This window comes from Nocardia sp. NPDC058640 (assembly GCF_042716995.1).
Taxonomy (GTDB): Bacteria; Actinomycetota; Actinomycetes; order Mycobacteriales; family Mycobacteriaceae; genus Nocardia.
In genome coordinates this window covers 222647-244235 of sequence record NZ_JBHXRG010000003.1, presented here as the reverse complement: position 1 = coordinate 244235, position 21589 = coordinate 222647, and the positions used below count along the sequence as shown (strand labels likewise).

General features: G+C 68.2%; 7 protein-coding genes. 3 read left to right on the top strand and 4 right to left on the bottom strand.

Translation table 11 applies throughout. The annotated features are described in order from the left end of the window. Positions 1-34: 34 nt before the first annotated feature. A complete protein-coding gene (locus ACFWU5_RS07475; protein ID WP_379266473.1) occupies positions 35-16357 on the bottom strand; it encodes an amino acid adenylation domain-containing protein in 16323 nt (5440 codons plus the stop codon). Positions 16358-16623: 266 nt separating this feature from the next. On the opposite strand from ACFWU5_RS07475, the gene ACFWU5_RS07470 reads away from it, so the two are divergent. After that, positions 16624-17844, top strand: coding sequence for a PucR family transcriptional regulator (locus ACFWU5_RS07470; RefSeq protein WP_379266472.1), 1221 nt, complete (start codon positions 16624-16626; stop codon positions 17842-17844). A 160-nt stretch (positions 17845-18004) separates the two neighbouring features. Here ACFWU5_RS07470 and ACFWU5_RS07465 read toward each other — a convergent pair whose 3' ends face one another. Continuing rightward, positions 18005-18388 (bottom strand): VOC family protein, encoded by a 384-nt coding sequence (locus ACFWU5_RS07465; RefSeq protein ID WP_379242614.1) that lies wholly within the window; start codon positions 18386-18388, stop codon positions 18005-18007. Between the two features lie 87 nt (positions 18389-18475). On the opposite strand from ACFWU5_RS07465, the gene ACFWU5_RS07460 reads away from it, so the two are divergent. Further along, on the top strand, positions 18476-18829 hold the full coding sequence (locus tag ACFWU5_RS07460; protein ID WP_379266471.1) for a hypothetical protein: 354 nt from the start codon (positions 18476-18478) through the stop codon (positions 18827-18829). A gap of 21 nt (positions 18830-18850) precedes the next feature. Here the strand turns inward: ACFWU5_RS07460 and ACFWU5_RS07455 are convergent, their stop codons facing one another. After that, positions 18851-19447, bottom strand: a complete 597-nt coding sequence (locus ACFWU5_RS07455) for a TetR/AcrR family transcriptional regulator (protein ID WP_379266470.1) — start codon at positions 19445-19447, stop codon at positions 18851-18853. A 77-nt stretch (positions 19448-19524) separates the two neighbouring features. On the opposite strand from ACFWU5_RS07455, the gene ACFWU5_RS07450 reads away from it, so the two are divergent. Then, entirely contained in the window at positions 19525-19761 is a 237-nt protein-coding gene (locus ACFWU5_RS07450) for a DUF1272 domain-containing protein (protein WP_379266469.1), read from the top strand. A gap of 650 nt (positions 19762-20411) precedes the next feature. Here the strand turns inward: ACFWU5_RS07450 and ACFWU5_RS07445 are convergent. Further along, entirely contained in the window at positions 20412-21569 is a 1158-nt protein-coding gene (locus tag ACFWU5_RS07445) for a fatty acid desaturase family protein (protein WP_379242620.1), read from the bottom strand. Positions 21570-21589 lie beyond the last annotated feature (20 nt).

Genomic DNA, 21589 nt, shown 5'->3' with positions numbered 1-21589 from the left:
ATCCGGGGCCGGGACCCCGGATTGCGTGCCGATTCTAGGGCGACTCCCGGAGGACCGCGGCGATCGTTGCCAGGGCGTGGTCTTCGGTCATTCGCCAATGTGTCGCTGCCACTGGGTGATTGCGCACGGGGGCGGTGGTGGCGTCGGTCCATGACGAGGCGCCGATCGTCGCGGTCGGGTCGTCTTCCGCGGCGGTGAAATAGGTGATGGTGCCGTCGAAACGGCGGGGGTGGTAGGCGGCGTCCAGAGCCACCGAGGTGATGGCCGCGTTGACGATGCGGTCGATGCGCGAGGGGTCCAGCGAGGCCTGAGGGGCCGACAGTTCGCACAGGGTGCGCGCGAGTTGGTGGGCGTCGAGGGGTTCGTCGGAATCCGCGCCGGCGAATCCGCCGAGCAGGTCGGCGGTGGTCACCGTGCTGTCGGTGGTGGACGCCGGTGCCGCCGAGGACAAGGTGCTGTCGAGCATGGCCAGCAGCGCTACCTCTTCGCCGTCTTCCTGCAGTTGCACGGCCATGGCGTGGGCGATGACGCCGCCCAGTGACCAGCCCAGCAGGTGGTACGGGCCCTCGGGTTGCACGGCGCGCAGGTGCTTGAGGTACAGCAGCGCCCACTGTTCGATCGAATCGGGCAGGGGGTCGGTCGAACTCAAAGCCGGGGACTGCAGGCCGTACAGGGGGCGGTCCAGGTAGGCGGCCAAGCCGCTGAAGGACCAGGCGATGCCGCTGATCGGGTGGATGCAGAACAGGGGTTCGCCGGTGCCGGTGGGGCGCAGCGGGAGCAGGATGTCGAACGCGGCGTCGGGGCCCGCGCTTTGGGCGCCGTTGGCACGCAGGGCTGCGATGATGCCCGCGGGGGTGGGGGCGGTGAAGATCCAGGTGACCGGGATGGTCGCGGCGGTGGCGGTGCCGAGTTGGGTGGACAGGCGGGTGGCGCTCAGGGACGTGCCGCCGAGTTCGAAGAAGTGGTCGTCCATGCCGACGCGGTCCAGGTGTAGGACGTCGGCGAAGATGTCGCAGACCGTGTGCTCGATGGCCGACTCCGGGGCGCGGTACGTGCGGGTGGCGAGTTCAGGGGTGGGCAGCGCGCCGCGGTCGAGTTTGCCGGAGCTGGTCAGCGGGATCTCGTCGATGACCATGATCGTGGTCGGGACCATGTAGTCGGGCAGCGCTTGGGCGGCCCACAGCCCCACCGTGTCCACGTTGACTTCGTGGCCGTGCTCGGCGAGCAAGTAGGACACCAAAATTGTTGTCCCCGACTCGAGTTCGTGGCCCATGGTGACTGCGAAGCCGACGTCGGGATGCGAGGTCAGCACGGAGTCGATCTCTTCGAGCTCGATGCGGTGGCCACGGATCTTGAGCTGGAAGTCGGTGCGACCCCGGTATTCGAGTTCACCGTTGTCGTTCCACACGGCAAGGTCGCCGGTGCGGTACATCCGGGTGCCGGGGGCGAAGGGGTTGGCGACGAAGCGGTCCGCGGTGAGTTCGGGGAGGGCGAGGTAGCCGGTGGCCAGCTGAACGCCTGCCAGGTACAGCTCGCCGGGAACCCCGACGGGGACCGGGCGCAGTCGCGCGTCCAGCACGTAGACCTGACTGTTCCAGACCGGGGCGCCGATCGGGATGGTCGTGGTGTCGGCGGCGTTCACCCGGTGGTTGGTGATCGAGACCGCGGCCTCGGTCGGGCCGTACACGTTGAACAGTGTGGTGTCGGGTGCGGCGGCTTCGAATCGGCGGGCGAGCGCGACCGGCAGCGCCTCGCCGATGGCCAGGACGCGACGCAACGACGGGGGCAGCTGATCGGTCAGCAGGGCGTCCAGCATCGAGGGCACCACGTTCGCGGTGGTGACTTCTTCGCGGCGGATCAGGTCGAGGAGGTAGGCGGGGTCGCGGTGGCCGTCGGGTGCGGCGATGACCAGGCGACCACCGCAGACTGCCGGTGACCAGAACTCCCAGACAGACACGTCGAAGGTGGCGGGTGTCTTCAGGACGACGGAATCGTCCGCGGTGAGCTCGAATTCAGCTGCCCACCAGCGCATTTGGTTGACGATCGCCGCGTGCGACACCGCCACACCCTTGGGCCGCCCGGTGGAACCCGACGTGAAGATCACGTAGGCGGTGTTCGCGGGGCGCAGGGGTGAGCGACGGTCGCGGTCGGTGATCGGGGCGGCACTGTGCGCCCACAGGTTCACCTGGTCGATGCACACCACGGGTGCGCTGTCGGTGGCGGTGAAACCGGTGTCGGTGTTGGACAGCACCAGCAGTGGTGCGGCGGTGTCGAGGATGTACTGGGTGCGTGCGGCGGGCTGGTCGGGGTCGATCGGGACGTAGGCGCCACCGGCGGTGCTGACCGCGTACATCGCGATGACCAGGTCCACCGAGCGTCGGATCGCCAGTGCCACCCGGGTTTCGGGGCCGACGCCTGCGGCGATCAGGTGGCGGGCCAGGCGGTTTACCCGGGCGTCGACGTCGGCGTAGGTCAGGCGGGCACCGTGCGCGACCAGCGCTTCGGCGTCGGGTGCCGCGGCGACGGTGGCGTCCAGCAGTGACACCAGGGTGGTGTTCGGATCTGCTTGGCGCGCAGTGTGATTCCAGGTGTGCAGGATCTGGGTTCGTTCGGCGGGGGCGAGCAGGTCGATGGTGTGCAGGGGTGCGCTGGGGTCGGTGATCACCGCGGTGAGCAGGCGGGTGAGGCGGTCCAGGAAGCCTGCGACGGTGGCGGCGTCGAACAGGTCGGTGGCGTAGGTGCAGTAGCCGGTGATGCCGGCGGGGGCGCCGTCGGCGGTGTACCGGTCGGCCAGGATCAGGTGCAGGTCGAACTGGGACAGTTCGCGGTCCAGTTCCACCGAGGACACGCTCATGCCGGGCAGATCCATGTTGACTTCGGCCAGGTTCTGGAACGACAGGCCGACCTGGAACAGGGGGTGGCGTGCGGTGGAGCGGGCGGGGTTGAGGACTTCCACCAGGCGTTCGAACGGGATGTCGGCGTGGGCGAAGGCCTGCAGGTCGGTGTCGCGCTGGCGGGCCAGCTGCTGGGCGAAGCTCGCGTCGCCGTCGACTCGGGTGCGGAACACCAGGGTGTTGACGAACATGCCGATCAGGTCGTCCAGGACCGCTTCGCCGCGGCCCGCGGTGGGGGTGCCGATGGCGATGTCGGTGGTGCCAGACAGTTGGGCCAGCACCACGGCCAGGGCGGTGTGCACGGCCATGAACAGGGTCGCGCCGTGGGTGCGCGACAGTTCGGTCAGCGCGGCGTGGGTGGGGGTGTCGATGGTGAACGGGACGCGGCCGCCCGCGTAGGACTGGATCGCGGGGCGGGGGCGGTCGCGGGGCAGTTCGAGCTGGTCGGGCAGGTCGGCCAGGGCGGTGCGCCAGTAGGCGAGTTGGGTGGCGGCCATGGAGGCCGGGTCGGTTTCGTCGCCCAGCAGGGTTTGCTGCCACAGGGCGTAGTCGGCGTACTGGACCGGCAGGGGCGCCCAGGTCGGGGTGTGTCCTTGGGCGCGGGCCGTGTACGCGATGACCAGGTCGCGGGTCAGGGGGCCGCCGGAGAAGCCGTCGCCTGCGATGTGGTGTACGGCCATGGCGAGGACGTATTCGTCGGGGGCCAGTTCGAACAGGGTCGCACGTAGCGGGACTTCGGCGGTGACGTCGAAGTCGGTCGACACCAGTTGCGCAACAGCGAGTTTCATCGCGTCGCTGGTGGCAGCTTGGGTGGGGTCGTCGGAGATGTCGTGCCACGTGACGGTTCGGCCGGAGTCCTCGGTGATGCCGTGGGCAGAGGCCACGTTCAGCACCGGGACGTCGGGGTGGTCAAGCGGCAGGACCACCTGTGCGGGTGCGTGGTCGACGGCCGGGTAGACCGTGCGCAGGATCTCGTGGCGGGCAACGAGATCGGTGAAGGCCTGCTGCATGGCGGTGGGGTTCAGGGCGCCGGACAGGCGCAGGACGACGGGGATGTTGTAGGCGGCGGTGCCGGTGTCGAAGCGGTTGAGGAACCACATGCGCTGCTGCGCGGGCGACAGCGGGATCTGGGCCGGGCGCGGTTGGGAGCGCAGGGCGGGGCGGCCGACGGCGCGGGTCAGACCGGCGATCTCGACCGCGCATTCGGCGACGGTGGGGGCGGCGAACAGGACTCGCACGGGGACTCGGATGTCGACTGCGGCGCTCAGGCGGGCGGTCAGGCGGGTGGCCAGCAGGGAGTTGCCGCCCAGGTCGAAGAAGTTGTCGTCGGCGCCCACGCGTTCGGCACCGAGAACCTCGGCGAACACGTCGGCGACCGCGCGTTCCAGGCCCGGCGCGGGTTCGCGGTAGGTGCGGGTGGCGAATTCCGGTGCGGGCAGGGCGTTTCGGTCGATCTTGCCCGCGGACGACAGGGGGATGCGGTCGAGCACGACGATCGCGGCGGGGACCATGTGCGGGGGCAGCATCGACGACGACCAGCGGGTCAGCGCGCCGGGGTCGATGTCGCGGCCGGTCACATACGACACCAGCGCGGTTTCCCCGGCGGGGTTCTGCGTGCCGACCGTGAGCGCGAAACTCACCTGCGGGTGGCGCGCCAGCACGGCGTCGATCTCGCCGGGTTCGATGCGGTAGCCGCGGATCTTGAGCTGGAAGTCGGTGCGGCCCAGGTATTCCAGCTCGTAGGTGTCGCCGTTGACCCAGCGCACGAGGTCGCCGGTGCGGTACATGCGTTCGCCGGGTGGTGCCCACGGGCAGGCGACGAAACGGTCAGCGGTGGCGGCACTGCGGCCACGGTAGCCGCGGGCCAACGCGGGGCCTGCCAGGTACAGCTCGCCCGACACACCCACGGGAACCGGGTGCAGGCGGGCGTCCAGGACGACCGCGCGCATACCGGGCACGGGGCGGCCGATGGTGACGCGGTCGCCTGCGCGCAGGGTGGCGTAGGTGGCGCCGATGGTGGCCTCGGTGGGGCCGTAGCCGTTGAGGAAGGCGCGGCCGGGCTGCCAGGTGGCCAGCAGGTCGGCGGTGGTGGCTTCGCCGCCCGCGGACACACACTGCAGGTCCGGCAGGGACTGCGGGTCCAGGGTGCTGAGCAGGGCGGGGGTGATGATCGTGTGGGTGACCTGCTCGGTGGTCAGCAGGTCGTGCAGGTCGGTGCCGCCCAGGGTGTCGGGCGGGGCGATGACCAGGGTGGCGCCGTGGTGGAAGGCGGTGCTGATCTCCTCGATGGACTGGTCGAAGCTGGGCGAGCACACGTGCAACATGCGGTGGTCGTGGCGCAGGCGCATCAGGGCCGCGGAGTGCGCGACCAGTGCGCCCAGGCCGGTGTGGGTGACCGTGACGCCCTTGGGGACGCCGGTGGTGCCGGAGGTGTAGATCATGTACGCGGTGTTGTCGCGGCGCAGCGGGGCGCGGCGGTCCCTGTCGTGCACCGGGGTCGAGGGGGTGGTGGCGATGCAGGCCTCGACAGCCGGGTCGTCCAGGATCAGCCAGCGCACGGATGCGGGCAGGTCGTTCGCTTGCGCGGTGACGGTGAGGCCGATGGTGGCGTCGGAGTCGGCGAGCATGTGGCGGACGCGGTCGGCGGGGTAGTTCGGGTCCACGGGCAGGTAGACGCCGCCCGCTTTGGCGATGGCCCACAGCGACAGGATCGATGCGTAGGAGCGGGGGGTGGCCGAGGCTACGACTGTTTCCGGGCCGATGCCCTCGGCGATCAGGACGCGGGCCAGTCGGGAGGAGTCGGCGTCGAGGGTGCCGTAGGTGTAGTCGATGCCGTTGTCGCGCACCGCGATTCGGTGCTGGCCGAAACCGGTGCCGCGGACCAGCAGGGCCGGAAGGGTGCCGATGGTCGTGGATTGCGGGGTGTCGCCCAGGTAGGTCAGGAAGGTGTGTTCGGCGTGGTCGCTCAGGGGCAGGTCGCCGGTAGGGGTGTGGGGATGTGCGGTGATGGTGGTGAGCAGGCGGACCAGGCGTTTGCCGAAGGTGTCGGCCGTGTGGTCGTCGAAAAGGGTTCGGGCGAAAGTCATTTCGATCGACATGGCCGATTTGGCCTCGAGCACCGACACGGTGAGGTCGCTGGAGTCGGTCGCTGGGTCGCGGTGTCCGAACTCGAGGCAGACCTGTGCCAGGGAGTCCACGCCGAGCAGGTGGGCCAGGTCGGTGAAGGGGATGCCCGCGTGGGCGACTGCCCGGGTTTCGGTGTGGTGTGCGTGCGCGAGCAGGTCGGCGAAGGGTTCGGTGGGGTCGATGGTGTTGCGTAGCACCAGGTCTGGGTTCGAGGTGGCGATCACGATGTCGTCGGAAGCGGTCAGTCGCGCCAGCAGCACCGACAGGGCGGCGCGGACCACGGTCGACAGGTGCACGTTCGCGGTGTCGGCGAGGTGGAGCAGGTCGCGGTGCAGGGTCGGCGAGATCGCGAACCGGGCGTGCCCGGACGTGGTGGCGTGGGGCTCGGTGGGCAGGGCCGGCGGGGCGGGCAGGTCGGCCAGGGTGGTGCGCCAGTAGCGGGATCGGGTGATCGGGTCGGTGGGGGCGGCGAGCTGGGCGGTGATGGTGCTCGCGGGGGTGGTCGGGGTGGCGGTGAGGGCGTCCAGGGCGGTGCGCAGGCGGTCGGTGATCGCTTGGGCGACGGTGTCGGAGACCAGGTCGCGGCGGTATTTGATCTGGACCTGGGTGCGGGCGCCGAGGAAGACCAGCACGGTGAGCGGGTAGTGGGTGTGGTCGGCGCCCTGCAGGTCGTCGATGGACAAACCGTCCAGGGCGCCGCCTGCCTGCTGCAGGCCTTCCACGTCGACGGGGTAGGACTCGAACGCCAGCATCGTGTCGAACAGTTCACCCAGGCCGGCCACGCGCTGGATCGCGCCCAGGCCTAGGTGGTGGTGATCCAGCAGCGACGCCTGTTCGGCTTGGACGGTGCGGATCAGGTCGCCGACGGTGTCGGTGGGTGTGAGGCGCACGCGCACCGGGACCGCGTCGACGAACAGGCCGATCATGTCGCCCACACCGTCCAACTGCGGCGGGCGGCCGGACACGGTGGCACCGAACACGATGTCGTCGCGGCCCGACGTCGCGGCCACGACCAGGCCCCAGGCGGTCTGGAACACGGTGTTGGGGGTGACCTCGGCGGCGGTGGCGAACGCGGTCAGTTGCGCGGTGTGGGCGGCGTCGAACTCGAACTCGCACAGGCCGAAACCGGTGTCGGTGGCGCGCGGCCAGGTCAGTTCGGGGGCCAGCACGGTCGGCTCCACGTCGGTCAAGAATTCGGACCAGGCCTGTTCGGCAGCGGTGCGGTCCTGGCGGGTGAGCCACTCGAGGTAGTCGCGGTACGGGCGCACCGGGGGCAGCACGGTCGCGTCGCCGTGGGTGGCGTACAGGACCAACATTTCCTTCATCAGCAACGGCATGGACCAGCCGTCGAGCAGGATGTGGTGGCCGGTCAGCACGAGATGGTTGCGGCCGGAACCGGTGGTGTACACGGTGAAACGCAGCAGCGGGGCGACGGTGGGGTCGAAGCCTGCTTGCTGGTCGGCGGCCAGCAGGGCGGGCAGGTCACTGTCGTCGGCTTCCACGATGTGGAAGGGGGCTTCGACGGCGTCGGCGACCAGTTGGACGGGGGTGCCGTCGGGGGCGGTGACGAAGGCCGAGCGCAGGTTGGCGTGGCGGTGCAGCACGGTGGCGGCGGCGCTGCGCAGGCGGTCGGTGTCCAGGTCACCGGTCATGTCGACCATGAGCTGGATGACGTAGGCGGCCACCGATTCGTCGAGCATGTCGCCCAGGGCCAGCAGGGAGTTCTGCAGCGGGGACAGCGGCAGGACATCGGACAGGCCGGGGTACTGCTGGCGCCAGGTGTTGAGGTCGTGTTGCGAAACCTGTACCAGCGCAACGTCGGACGGGGTCAGACCGCCCGCGCAGGGGTGTAGGGTGTGGTCGGCCAACGCGGTGAGCCAGGCGGTCCAGTCATCGGCCAGTTCCTGCACGTCGGACTCGGTGAGGATGCCGGTGGCGTAGCGGAAGTTGGCCTGCAGTTGCAGACCGGTGTCGGTGGTGACCGCGATCGCGTTGATGTCCAGCACGGTGTGCGCGGGCAGGTCGGGGTCGTAGTCGACCTCGATGTCACCCAGGTCCGCGGTGGGCAGCCACGCGGTGTCGTCGGTGGGTGCGGTGCCCGTGGTCGCGCGGCCCAGGTAGTTGAAGCCGATTTGACCGACATTGCCCGACAACAGGTTTCGGGTTTCATGGTTGCGGCGCAGCAGACCGAAACCGATGCCGCTATCGGGGACCGACAGCAGCTGTTCCTTGACGGTGCGCACCGTGGTGGCCAGGGCTTCGTCGTCGAAGGTCGCCGGGTTGATGGCCGACAGGTCCAGGGCTACGGGGTAGACGGTGGTGAACCAGCCCACCGTGCGGGTCAGGTCGGCGCCGGGGACGGCGTCTTCCTGACGGCCGTGGCCTTCCAGACGCAGGCGCAACGTGGGGGCGTCGATGCCGCGACGGGCCCGCCACACGCGCACCGCCAGGGCCAACGCGGCCAGCAGCGGGTGGTCCGCGCCTGCCCGGTACTGGGCGGGCAGGGTGGTGAGCAGCGGTTCGGTGAGGTCGGCGGGGATCTGCACCGTCAGCGACCGCATCGTCGCCTCGGTGTCGAGGGAACTGTCGACCCCGCGGGTGCCCAGCAGCGAGTCGGGGGTGGACAGGACCTGCTGCCAGTGGGCGAGTTCGGCGGTGCGGTCGGCGGTGGTCAGGCCGTGCGCCCAGCGACGGAACGAGGTGCCGGTCGGGGGCAGGGTGATCTGCTGGCCCGCGGCATGCTGGGACCAGGCGATGATCAAGTCGGGCAACAGGATTCGCCAGGACACACCGTCGATGACGTAGTGGTGCGCGGCTACGGCCAGGATGTCGCGGGCATTCTGCCTGCGGATCCAGGTGAAGGCGATCATGCGGGCTTGCGCGGGATCCAGGGCGGACAGGGCCGAATCCATGGCCGCGGTGCCGATTCGGGTCAGGTCATCGGCGTTGCCGGGGGACGCGTCGACTTCGGTGACCAGGGCGTTCACGTCGATCGCGTGCGGGGGCAGGACCTCGAGCTGCCAGTCGTCGCCGACTGCACGCAGGCGCGAGCGGAGCATGTCGTGGTGGCGCAGGACCGCGGTGAGAACGGTGATCAGGCCCGCGCGGTCGATGTCGTCGGGCAGGGCCAGGACCATGGTCTGTGCGAAGCGGTCGCTGGAACCGGTGGTCAGGAAATCGGCCAGGACCGGGGTCAGCGGGATTTCGCCGATGCCGCGGCCGGGCAGTTCCGCCAACACGGGGGTGTCCGGGCTGTCGATGGCGGCGATCTCGGAAAGCCTTGCCACAGTGCGATGTTCGAATACGTCGCGGGTGGTGAACACGATGCCCGCGGCGCGCGCGAGGGAGACCAGCTGGATCGACAGGATGCTGTCGCCACCGATCGCGAAGAAGGAGTCGTTCACGCCCACCGATTCCACGCCCAGGACTCGGGCGAACAGGTCGGCCAGGCGGGTTTGCATCGCGCCCGTGGGGGCGGCGGCGGGTGCGGTCACGGTGACCGGTTCGGGCAGGGCGTTGCGGTCGAGTTTGCCGTTGGAGGTCAGGGGCAGGGCGTACAGGACCACGATCGCGGACGGGACCGCGTGGGCGGCCAGACGTTGCGTGGCGTACTCGGTCAGCGCGGTGGGGTCGGGCGTATGGGGTTGCGCGGCAAGCACATACGACACCAGGGTGGTCGAACCGGCGGCGGTCTTGCGTCCCACCGTCACCGCGAAATCCACGGATTCGTGGCTTGCCAGTACGGCGTCGATCTCGCCGGGTTCGATGCGGAAGCCGCGGACCTTGAGCTGGGTGTCCGCGCGACCCAGGTAGTCGATCTCGCCGGTGCTGCGCACGCGCACGAGGTCGCCGGTGCGATACATGCGGGTGCCGGGGGCGCCCCACGGGTCGGGGAGGAAGCGGGCCGCGGTGGTGACGGGCTGGTTGCGGTAGCCGCGAGCCAGGGCGGTGCCGGTGAGGTAGAGCTCGCCGGTGACACCGTGCGGAACCGGGTTGAGGCGGGTGTCCAGGATCATGGCGTGCGTGCCCTGGACGGGGTTGCCGATCGTGATCGGTTGTCCGGCAGTCAGTTCGGCGTACGAGGAGATGATGGTGGTTTCGGTGGGGCCGTAACCGTTGAGGTAGCGGCGGCCGGGCTGCCACTTCGCCAGCAGTTCCGGGGTGGTCACGTCGCCGCCGACCGACAGCGATTCCAGGGCGTCCAGGCCGGTGGGGTCCAGAGTGCCCAGGACTGCGGGGGTGATGATGGCGTGGGTGACGGACTCCGCAGCTAGGAGGTCCGCGAGGTCGACGCCGCCTGCGATGTCGGCGGGGACCACGACCAGGGTGGCGCCGGTGGAGAACGCGCACAGCCACTCGAGCACGGACGGGTCGAACCACGGGGAGCAGATGTGCAGGAAGCGGTGGTCGGACTCGAGGTGGTAGCGGCGGACTGCCTCGTCTACCAGGGGTGCCAGGCCGGTGTGGGTCACGGTGACGCCCTTGGGCAGGCCCGTGGAACCGGAGGTGTAGATGGTGTAGGCCGGGTGGTCCGCCTTCAGCGGGGCGAGGCGGTCCGCGTCGGTGATCGGGGTGGTGGGGTGTGCGGTGCGGTCGAGGTCGGCCAGGGTCAGCCAGGTCAGGTCATCGGGCAGGTCTGCCAGGTGGGCGGGGGCGGTGATGCCCAGTGCCGCACCGGAATCGGTGACCAGGTGCTGGAGGCGGTGTGCGGGGTTGCGCGGGTCCATCGGCACGTACACGCCACCGGCTGCGGCGATGGCGAGGGCGGCGATGACCATGTCGGCCGAACGTGGAAGGGCAACCGCGACAGCGACTTCGGGGCCTACGCCGCGGGCGATGAGTTCGCGGGCGTAGCGGGCGGTCTGCTCGGAGAGTTCGCCGTAGGTGATCGAGTGGCCCTCGTGACGGAGGGCGATGCGGTCGGGGCCCAGTTCGGTGCCGCGGGCGACCAGGTCGGGGAACAGGGCGTGGTCAAGGTGGGGGTGCTCGGTGCGTGCGGTGAGGGTTTGTTGTTCGGTGGTGCTGAGGATCGGGAGGTCGCCGACGTGGGTGTGTGGGTGGTCGATGACGGCGGTGAGTACGCGGATCAGGCGCTGCGCGAAAACCGCGACCGTTTCTTCGTCGAAGAGGGCGCTGGCGTAAGTGAATTCGGCGTCGATACTCGTCGAAGATCGAGCACCGCGGTCATCGCTGTGGCGTTGTTGATCATCGGCGTTGCCCGACTCCTGAAGTGCGGCGATCTCTTCGCCGAACGGCGACGGAATACGCAGTGACAGAACGAGATCGCGGTCGACCGCGTCGGTGTTCGGGTATGTTCCGGTCGCCATCGCGAACCGCATCTGCTCAGGAGAGTCCACGGTGAAGATCGCGCGACGCGAACCATCACGCGCGAAAGCCTGACGTGCGCCTGCGGTGGCGTCGGCGATCAGGTCCTCGACACTGCCCGAAACACAGAGTCGCAGCATGAGATTCGTGTCCGGGAACTGGGGGCACGGAACGTCGATGGCGATGTCGTCGGTGCCCGACAGTCGGGCGATCAGCACCGCGAACGCCGTGTGCACCAGACTGAAAACGGTGGTGTCGCGGGTCTCGGCGAAGTCGCACATGCGCTGGTGGAGATCGGCGGGAATCTCGAAAGCGATTCCGGCGTCAGCCTTTACGGCCGTTGTGGGCCGGGGGCGGTCGGCCGGGAGGTTCAGGTCTTGGGGCAGGTCGGTGAGCACGGCGCGCCAGTAGGCGGACTCCGCGATCGGGTCGTTGCGCTGATCCAGGGTGCGCTGGAATTGGGCGGGGGTGTGGTCCGGTGTGTGGACCAGGGTGTCCAGGACGGTGCGCAGACGCTGGGCCAGCGCTTGCGCGATGCTCGGGTCGATCAGGTCGAGGCGGTACTGCACGCCGACGCGAATCCCCTCGCCCACCTCGACACCGACCGCCACCGGGTAATGCGTGGCGTTGGCCGCCTTCACGTCGACGATCTCGAGGCCGTCGATCGAACCGTGGGCGCGCTGCATTCCCTCGGTGTCCACGGGGTACGACTCGTACGCCATGAGCGTGTCGAACAGCTCGCCCGCGTTCGCGGCCCGCTGGATCTCGGCCAGACCCAAGTGGTGGCCGTCGAGCAGGGCGATCTGTTCGGACTGCAGCTGCGACAACAGGTTTCGCAACGGTGCGGACCGGTCGTAGTGCACTCGCACGGGAATGGTGTTGGCGAACAGCCCGACCATGCCATCGACACCGTCCAGTTGCGGCGGACGGCCCGACACCACGGCACCGAACACGACGTCGTCGCGGCCGACCGCGCCGGCCAACACCAGACCCCAGGCCGCTTGGAACAGGGTGTTGACGGTGACGTCGTTGGCGGCAGCGGCGGTTGCGAGCTCGTGGGCCTGCTCCGGGGACAGGTCGATCGCGCACATGCCGTGACCGTCGGCCAGCTCGGTCGGGGGTGTGACGGCGGCGGTGAGAACGGTGGGCTGGTGGCCCGACAGGGCTTCGCGCCACTTCCGCAACGCCGCGGAGCGGTCCTGGTCGGCCAGCCACGCGAGGTAGTCGCGGTAGGGGCGCACGCGCGGAAGGACCGCGGCCGCACCGTCGGTGGCGTAGCAGATGAGCAGTTCCTGCATCAGCAACGGCATCGACCAGCCGTCGACCAGCAGGTGGTGCGCGGTCAACACCAGGTGCATGCCGTCGGGGCGACGGAACAGGGTGAAGCGCAGCAGCGGCGGGGTGGTCAGGTCGAAACCGATGCGCGCTTCCGCGGCCAGGAATTCCATCGCGTCGCGGCCGTCGGTGTCCACGATCTGCCAAGGGACGGTGACCTTTTCGGCGACGAAGCCGACCGGGGTACCCGCGGCCGAGGTGCCGAAGGACGTGCGCAGGATCGCGTGGCGGTTCAGTACGGCCTGGGCTGCGCGGCGCAGACGGTCGGTGTCGACGTCGCCTGCCAGCTCGACGGCCAGTTGGACCAGGTACGGGTCGGCCGGGGAGACCTGGGCGAGGAACATCAGACCCAGCTGCAACGGCGCCAGCGGCAGCACATCGCTCAGGCTGGGGCGTTCGCTGTGCCAGGTGTCCAGTTCTTTCTGGGTGACCTGCACGAGGGGGACGTCGGCGGGGGACAGTCCGCCCGCTGCCGGGTCGCGCAGATGGTCGGCCAGGATCGTCAGAGCCGCGGTCCAGCAGTCGGCCAGTTCGCGTACCGACTGCTCGTCGATGATCTCCGACGCGTACGAGAACGACGCGCGCAGTTGCAGGCCGGCGTCGGTGCTGGTCGCCAAAGCGTTGATGTCGACGACGGCGGCAGCGGGCAGGGCCGGGTCCTGCTCGGCGGCCGGCTCGCCCCATTCGGCGGTGGGCAGCCAGCTGACGTCGGAATTCGCGACATCGCCCGCCGAGATGCGGCCGAGGTAGTTGAAGCCGACCTGGCCGAGCGGGCCCGCGAGCTGCGGGGCCGACTCCGGGTCCAGGTGGCGCAGCATGCCGAAGCCGATGCCCTTGTGCGGCACCGCGCGCAGCTGTTCCTTGACGGCCTTGACCGCGGCGGCCGTGGCCGAACCGCCGTGCCAGACGGCGTCGTTGTCGACTTCGCTCAGGTCCAGCGCGACGGGGTACATGCTGGTGAACCAGCCGACCGTGCGGGTCAGGTCGGCGCCGTCGAGCGCGGACTGTTCGCGGCCGTGGCCTTCCAGACGGACACGGGTCGCGGGGGCGTCGATGCCGCGACGCGACCGCCACGTGCGCACCGCCATGGCCAACGCGGCCAGCAGACCGTCTTCGGCGCCCGCGCGGTACAGCGCGGGCAGGTCGGTCAATACCGCCTCGGTGACGTCGGCGGGGACCTCGACGCTGATGGTGCGCACCGTCGACGCGGTGTCGGTGGCGTCGAGCGGGCGGTCACCCAGCAGCGGGTCGGGCACGGCCAAGGTGGCCTGCCAGTGGTCGAGCTCGTCGCGCCTGGCCGTCGCCTCGTCGGTCAGCCCGTGCGCCCAGCGCCGGAACGAGGTGCCCACCGGCGGCAGCACGACCCGTTGACCGTGCTGTGCCCACGCTGCGACCAAGTCCGACAACAGGATTCGCCAGGACACACCGTCGATCGCGGCGTGGTTGGCCGCCACGACCAGGCCGTGCGGGCCGTTCTCGCGGGCGAGCCAGGCGAAACCGATCATCCGGTAGGCCTGCGGGTCCAGCGAGGCCAGTACCGAATCCATTGCGGTGTCGGCGAATTCGTCGAGGTTGCTGTCGGCGGGGACGTCGATGCGGGTGAGCAGGGTGTTCACGTCCACCGCGCCCGGCGGCAGGGTGTGCAGCTGCCACTGTCCGTCGACCTGGCGCAGGCTCGCACGCAGCATGTCGTGGTGATCGATCACCGCGGTCAGGGTGTCCACCAACGCATTGCGGTCGATGTCGGCGGGCAGGGTCAGCACCATCTGCTGGGTGAATCGGCTGAACACGCGACCGCCGGCCACCGATGCCGCCAACACCGGCGTCAGCGGCATCTCGCCCACGCCACCGCCGGGCAGCTCGGCCAGGGTCGGAGCGGACTCCGCACCCAACACCGCCACCCGCGCCAAACCGGCGACGGTGCGGTGTTCGAACACCGCCTGCGGGGTGAACGAGATGCCGGCATTGCGCGCCCGCGACACCAGCTGGATCGACAAAATGCTGTCGCCACCGGCAGCGAAGAACGAATCCTCGGCACCGATCTGCTCCACACCCAGGATCTGCGTGAACAATTCGGCGATCGCGATCTCGACCGGACCCTCGGGCGCGCGCGAACCGACCGCACCGAAAACCGGTGTGGGCAGGGCGTTTCGGTCGAGTTTGCCGTTGGGGGTCAGCGGGATCTCGTCCAGGGTCATCAGGACGGTCGGGACCATGTGGGCGGGCAGGGACGTGCCCACGAAACGGGCGACGTCATCGGAGTCGACCGAAACACCGTCCCGGGCAAGCACATACGACACCAACACCGTCGCGCCCGAATCGGCTTTCGCCCCCAGGGTGACCGCGTACTCGATGTCGGGGTGAGTGGTGAGCACGGCGTCGATCTCGCCCAGTTCCACCCGGAAACCACGGATCTTCACCTGGAAATCGGAGCGGCCCAGGTACTCGAAATCGCCGTCGGGAGTGCGCCGAACCAGGTCACCGGTTCGATACATGCGCGACCCGGCACCTGCCAGCGGCGAGGCGACGAAACGTTCCGCGGTCAGACCGGGTCGACCCTGGTAACTCTGGGCCAGCGCGGGACCCGACAGATACAGCTCACCCGCCACACCCGTGGGAACCGGGCGCAAACGCGAATCCAGCACCGCCGCACCCACTCCGGTGAAGGCCGCACCGATGGTGATCGGCGCACCCGGCAGCAGTTCGGTGGTGCCGGTGGCCAAGATGGTGGCCTCGGTCGGACCGTAACCGTTGAAGAACGCGCGACCTTCCGCCCACCGGTCGACCAGGGTCGGGCCGAACGCGTCGCCCGCCACCACGACAACCCGCAGGTCGTCCAGGTCGTGCGCGTCCACCGACTCCAGCGCCGCCGGAGTGATCAACATGTGGGTCACGCGTTCGCGGCGCAACAGGTCGGCCAGTTCGTGGCCACCGAACACCGTCGACGGCGAAACCACCAGCGTGGCACCGGAATTGAACGTCAGCAGCAGCTCGAGCACGGACACGTCGAAGTTCGGGGAGCACACGTGCAGGACACGGTCGTCGGGGCCGACCGAATAGCGTTCCCTGGCCGCGGCGACCAGCGCGCCCAAGCCGGTGTGGGTGACGACCACGCCCTTGGGACGGCCCGTGGAGCCCGAGGTGTAGATGACATAGGCCGGATGCTGATCGGTCAGCGGGCGGACGCGATCGAGGTAGGAGATCGGGTGCGTGGGGTGCGTGGCGATGCGGTCGTGGTGGGCGTCGATTTCCAGCCACTCGACGGAATCGCCCAGCTTCTCGCGGTGCGCGGTGACCGTGAGTCCCAGGATCGTGCCGGAATCCTCGAGCAGGTACGCGATGCGCTCCGCGGGCAATGCCGGGTCGACGGGGACATACGCGGCACCGGTCTTGGCCACCGCCCAGATGGCGGCCACGGATTCGATCGAACGGGTGAAGCCCAGCGCGACGATGTCGCCGGGGCCGATCCCGCGCGCGAGCAGATCGCGAGCCAACTGGGACGAATACTCGTCGAGTTGGGTGTAGGTGAGCTCGCGACGGTCGCCGTCGACGGGGGAGAAGGACACGGCAATGGTGTCTGCCGCGGTGTCGACCGCGGCGGTGAGGAGTTGCGCGAAGAGGGGAGTGCTCGACTTCCGATTGCCTCGACTACGCGGCGTTCGGCGAACTTCACCCATTGCGGTACAACATCCTTCACGTGTCCTGCCCACAGCTCTGCGATTGACCCACGAACCCTGTCGGATTCGGTCTACCGGGGGCGGACCAGTGTCGAACAAGCACGAAAGAGTCGAATATCGGGGCGTTCGGCGACCATGACACCACAAGTCACCATCTTGTGACCACATGACCAGTTCGTTTTGCGACGTCAGGACCGATTCGACCAGAAATTTGTGCGGATGGCACAATCTTGTCAACGGTTTTTGTTCAACGGACGGAGATGGCCTTGGCGGCCTACGGATCGCTGGTGTGGGTCGGCCAGGCACTGGGGCCACTGACCGGCCCGATCACCGACGACCTCATCCGGGTCACCGAGCAGATGATCCCGCTCAACGACATCGCCGCGGACCTGGCCGACATGCGCGCCGCCAGCATCGCGGAAAACGTAGTCGCCGTGCAGTACGTCCTGGCCAACGGCATCGACCCCGCCACCGTCACCCCACCCGCCGGCGCCGCCGCCTACGCACAACGCCTGGCACGGCGCGGCGTGCCGCTCACGGTGCTGCTGCGCGCCTACGGGCTGGGCCAGTACCGGATCCTCGACGCGGCCATCGGACTGATCCTGGCCATCCCCGGCCCCGAACAACCCGCCCGCATCGCGGAACTGCTCCGATTCGCGGGCACCTACCTCGACCGACTCAACTCGTCGATGGGTCGCATCTACGAAACCGAACGCGACCGGTGGCTCAGCAGTCGCCAGGCGGCCCGGCAACAGTGGATCGCACGGTTGCTCGACGGCGGTGACGTCGACATCCAGGCCGCCGAAGAAGTGCTGGAATACCGCCTCGACCAGCACCATCGCGCCGCCGAAGTCTGGGCCACGGTCACCGGCACCGACGCCGGGCGCGCGCTCGAGCAGGCGCGACAACTACTGGCCGCGGCCATGCGGACCGGCGGCACCGAATTGGTGGCAGCGTCGGGCGATCGCGCCATGTGCCTCTGGTTTCCCACCGACCGGCCATTGGCCGTCGACGAACTCACCGAATACCTCGACGCCGCCGGACTGCCCGTGCGCGTCGCTGTCGGCCCCGCGGACCACGGCCTGCCAGGGTTTCGTCGATCCGCCCGCAGTGCGGCACGCGCCAAAGCACTGGCCGTCGCGGCGGGGGAGTCCGCGCCCACCGTCGTGGCCTACGACGCTGTCGCGCCGTTCGCCCTGCTCGCCGACGACCCGGACGAACTGGCGGCGCTGGTCCACCGCGTCCTGGGCCCACTGGCCGGCGACGGCGCCAAAGTCGCCCTCCTGCGCGACACGCTCGAGGTGTTCCTGGCCGAAGGCGGCAGCTACGCCCGCACCGCCCGCGTGCTCGACGTCCACCGCAACACCGTCCAATACCGCATCCAACAGGTCACCGGCCGCTACGGAATCGCGGCCGACACCGACACGTTCGAACTGCGGTTCGCGCTGGGTGTGTGCCGCTGGCACGCGGTGACTCGGGCAATCTGAATCCGCGCGGTTTGTGCTTTTCGCACAGCGACGCCAGGGTCCCCGCTACCCGACTGGCAGTCGATTACCCGTCGGCATTCGTCCAAAACCCATGCAACTCATCGACTTCAGTGACGCCTGCAACACTCGGTCCGAAACCTGACAGGCCGGGGGAGTCGGACTACAGCGGGTCCAGACGGGTGCGCAGCAGGCAGAACTCATTGCCCTCGGGATCGGTCAGGACGTGCCAGTGCGCCGTGCCGGGTTGGCCTACGTCGGCAGGCTTCGCGCCCAGCGCGAGCAGGCGTTCCAGTTCGGCGTCCTGGTCGCGGTCGGTGGGGTTCACGTCGATGTGCAAACGGACCTTGCCCTCGCGGGGGTCGGTGGTCGGGGCGAACAGCAGAGTGGGTTGTGGGCCGCCGAAACCTGTTCCGGCCGGACCTATTTCGATGTAGCCCTCGTCGTCCCGATCGAGTTCGACATAGCCCAGAACCTGACACCAGAAGGCGGCCAGCAGATCGGGGTCGGCGCAGTTGATGACGAGTTCGCTGAATCGGCAAGCCATGGGTCGCGAGTATGCCAGCAGATCTATCCCGCGCGCAGGGGGACGGTCGGGCGTAGAGTTGATAAATCGAGGCGACAGGAGTTGACGATGTCCGTACGCGTCAGACCAGCGATAGTTCGGACTGCCGCAATCGCGGCGGTCCTGGGTGCAGGCACGCTGTTCGGCGCCGCCGGTCAAGCAGCCGCCGAGGTCGAACCCGGCACTTATACGTCCACGACACTGTCGTCCGGCGTCGTGCTCCTGCAACGCGAGGGGCGCGTCGAGGGTGGGGAACTGGTCCTGATCGGGCGTTACCCGATCCATTCGACGCCCACCGGCGGTTACGTCGATCTGTTTCCCGGCCACCGAGTCGAACTGATCAGCGACGGACACGGCGGGTACACAGGCCCGGCGTATCTGGGTGGAGTGGTGATCGGCTCCATCGCACTGACACCCCGCTGACCGCTCGATACATCCGCACAGTCAGCGCGGTTGAGTGAACATGCCGTCGAGCACCGCACGCAGCTCGGTGTGGGCGGCTGCCAGGGCCTTCTCGCGTGAACGTGACGCGGCCACGAACATCGCGAGCTCGTTGAGCCCACCCAGCAGCAGATGCGCGAGCACCTTCGGGTTGTGTGCCGGGAGCAGTTCGCCCTGCTCGTGTGCCGCGACCAGCAAGTTCTTGACCAAGCCGAGCGAGCGTCCACCATCGATCTCGCGCCAGCGTGCCCAGCCCAGAGCGGCGGGAGCTTCCACGAACAGGATCTGACGGGTGCGCTCGTCGGCCAGCTGATCGACGAAAGCGTGGCTGACCGCCCGCACCCGTTCCACCGGTGAGCCTGTCAGCGCATGGGCCGAGAGAATGTCGACCAGGCCGTGATCGACTTCGCCGAAACAGGCCTCCATCAACCCGACCATGCCGCCGAAGTGGTGATATAGCGCTCCCCGGGTGACACCGGCGGCCTCGCAGACTTGCGCGGTCGTCACCTCGGCGAAGCCGCGCTCGGCGAACAACGCGGTGCCGACCGCGATCAGCTTCGCCCGAGTCTGTGCTGCGCCTGCTTCGCGAACCGTGGGCATCTTGCCTTCTCTCGATTGATGACATACACATTGTATGTGACATACAGTTTGTGTGTGCGAGCGAGGGAGTACCGGCAATGCTGAAGATGAAGTCCACCTGCGAAACGTGTACGGCGCCGTTGCGTGACGACGCCGAAGTGTTCATCTGCAGTTACGAGTGCACGTACTGTTCGACCTGCTCGGCGGGTCATGGGGTGTGCCCGAATTGTGCGGGGGAGCTGGTCCGGCGGCCGCGACGGACCACCGGCGTCGCTGAGATCGCACGGCGGGCACCGGCCCGACTGCGCCGCAAGGTCTGGGGGACCGGCCGATGAAGGTGATGTCGTTGCCCAACGGTGCAGATTTCAGCCGACCGCCGGTGGGCTGATCTGCCACTCGGCGGGCACCGAGGTGATCATCGGAGACGCTTACGGCGGGTGCCCGATGGTGGTGCGGTTCGCGCCGAGCGAGCGGCAGTGGCTGTTCTCGAATCCGGACCTGATCGAATTGCAAAGGGTGCTGGGCAAATACGTCTACCGATGAACAGTGCCGGACTACTTGACATAATGTGCATTATCGGCGTTTGAAGGCGGCCTGTCGGGAGGGGTTTTGCGTGTTTTGCGGTGTGTGCCGCGTTGCATGGTCTGCTGAAACGGCTCCCGGATCGCTGCCTGCGCGAGTTCGTTCGTGCGAGAACTTCTTCGCGGTGTGCGATTGTTGGCGTTTCACGATGCGGGACGGATTCGAGGAATTCCGGCAGATTCGCGGGTTTGACGATTACTCGACGATTACTGGCGATTCCTACTGAATGTCATTAGTCGCTGATTCGAGCCCGCACTCAGGGCCGATTGTGTTTTCGATACTCCGCAGTGGCACTCCCCTCCACTTCCCCCAGTACCTACTTTCGTCACAGTGACGAAAGTATTGATAGTGCCTGGATGCACGGAATCGCCGGATATGCGGCGATTCCGTGCCAGCGGAGGAATCAGGCGGGAACGGGAATGAGGCGACGGGATTCGTCGGCCTTTTCCGAACTGGTTTCGGGTGCGTTGTCCGCGTCGGCGGTGAGGTATTTGTCGGGCAGGGACAGTTTCGCGATGGTGCGCAGGGTCAGGCCGTATTGGCGGACCAAGCTGCCCGTGGTGTAGGGCAGGCGGTATTCGGCTGCCAGTTTACGGACCTCGCGTTGAATTTCGGGGAGGCGATTGCTGGGCAGGTCCGGGAACAGGTGGTGTTCGATCTGGTGGCTGAGGGTGCCGGTGAGAATACGCATGACCGGACCGACGTCGATATTGGCGCTGCCCAGGTACTGGCGCAGATACCATTCGCCGCGGGTTTCGCCTTCGAGATCGCGTTTGGTGAACTTCTCCGCACCGTCGGGGAAATGCCCGCAGAACGTGACGATCTGCTCCCACACGTTCTTGGTGAGATTGGCGGTGATGTTGGCGCGCATCGTCGATTTCCAGTTCCGCCTGGACAGCGCCGGGAACACGACATAATCCTTGAGCAGTTGCTTGCCGGCCTTCTCGACGATTTCGTCACGGGCGCGCAGGAACTCTTTCTTGTCCTTCTTGCCTGCCAGCACCCGCGGGATCTCCAGGTGATACACGCACATTCCCAACTCGTACAACAACGACACCGGGACCAGGTACACGAAATTGCCCAGGTGGTACGGGCGCCAGCGACGGTCACGGGTGATGCGCAGCAGTCCGTAACCTTCGTCGGGATCCATACCGAGCACGTTGGTGAATACGTGGTGCCGGTAGTTGTGCGCTTCTTTCCAGTGCGCAGCGGGCATGGAATGGTCCCATTCCCAGGTGGTGGAATGGATTTCCGGGTCGTTCATCCAATCCCACTGGCCGTGCATGACATTGTGCCCGATTTCCATGTTCTCGAGCACCTTGGACAGGGTGAGCAGGCCTGTCCCCCACCACCAACTGCTTTTGCGGCCGGAGTCCAGCAGCACCAGTCGAGCGGCGATCTCGCACGCGCGCTGCACGCGGATCATTGTCTTGATGTATTTCGCGTCGCGCTCGCCCAAGCTGGATTCGATCTGTTCGCGCAGCGCGTCCAGGCGCTTCCCGAACTCTTCGATGTCGGCGGGCGAGAGGTGCGTGTACGCCTCGACGTCAGATATAGCCATGTGCTGTGTTCAACCCCTGT

Excerpts from the sequence above, each read along its gene's own strand:
- ACFWU5_RS07475 (WP_379266473.1), bottom strand. The coding sequence starts at position 16,357 with ATGGGTGAAGTTCGCCGAACGCCGCGTAGTCGAGGCAATCGGAAGTCG.
- ACFWU5_RS07465 (WP_379242614.1), bottom strand. The coding sequence starts at position 18,388 with ATGGCTTGCCGATTCAGCGAACTCGTCATCAACTGCGCCGACCCCGAT.
- ACFWU5_RS07460 (WP_379266471.1), top strand. The coding sequence starts at position 18,476 with ATGTCCGTACGCGTCAGACCAGCGATAGTTCGGACTGCCGCAATCGCG.
- ACFWU5_RS07455 (WP_379266470.1), bottom strand. The coding sequence starts at position 19,447 with ATGCCCACGGTTCGCGAAGCAGGCGCAGCACAGACTCGGGCGAAGCTG.
- ACFWU5_RS07450 (WP_379266469.1), top strand. The coding sequence starts at position 19,525 with ATGCTGAAGATGAAGTCCACCTGCGAAACGTGTACGGCGCCGTTGCGT.
- ACFWU5_RS07445 (WP_379242620.1), bottom strand. The coding sequence starts at position 21,569 with ATGGCTATATCTGACGTCGAGGCGTACACGCACCTCTCGCCCGCCGAC.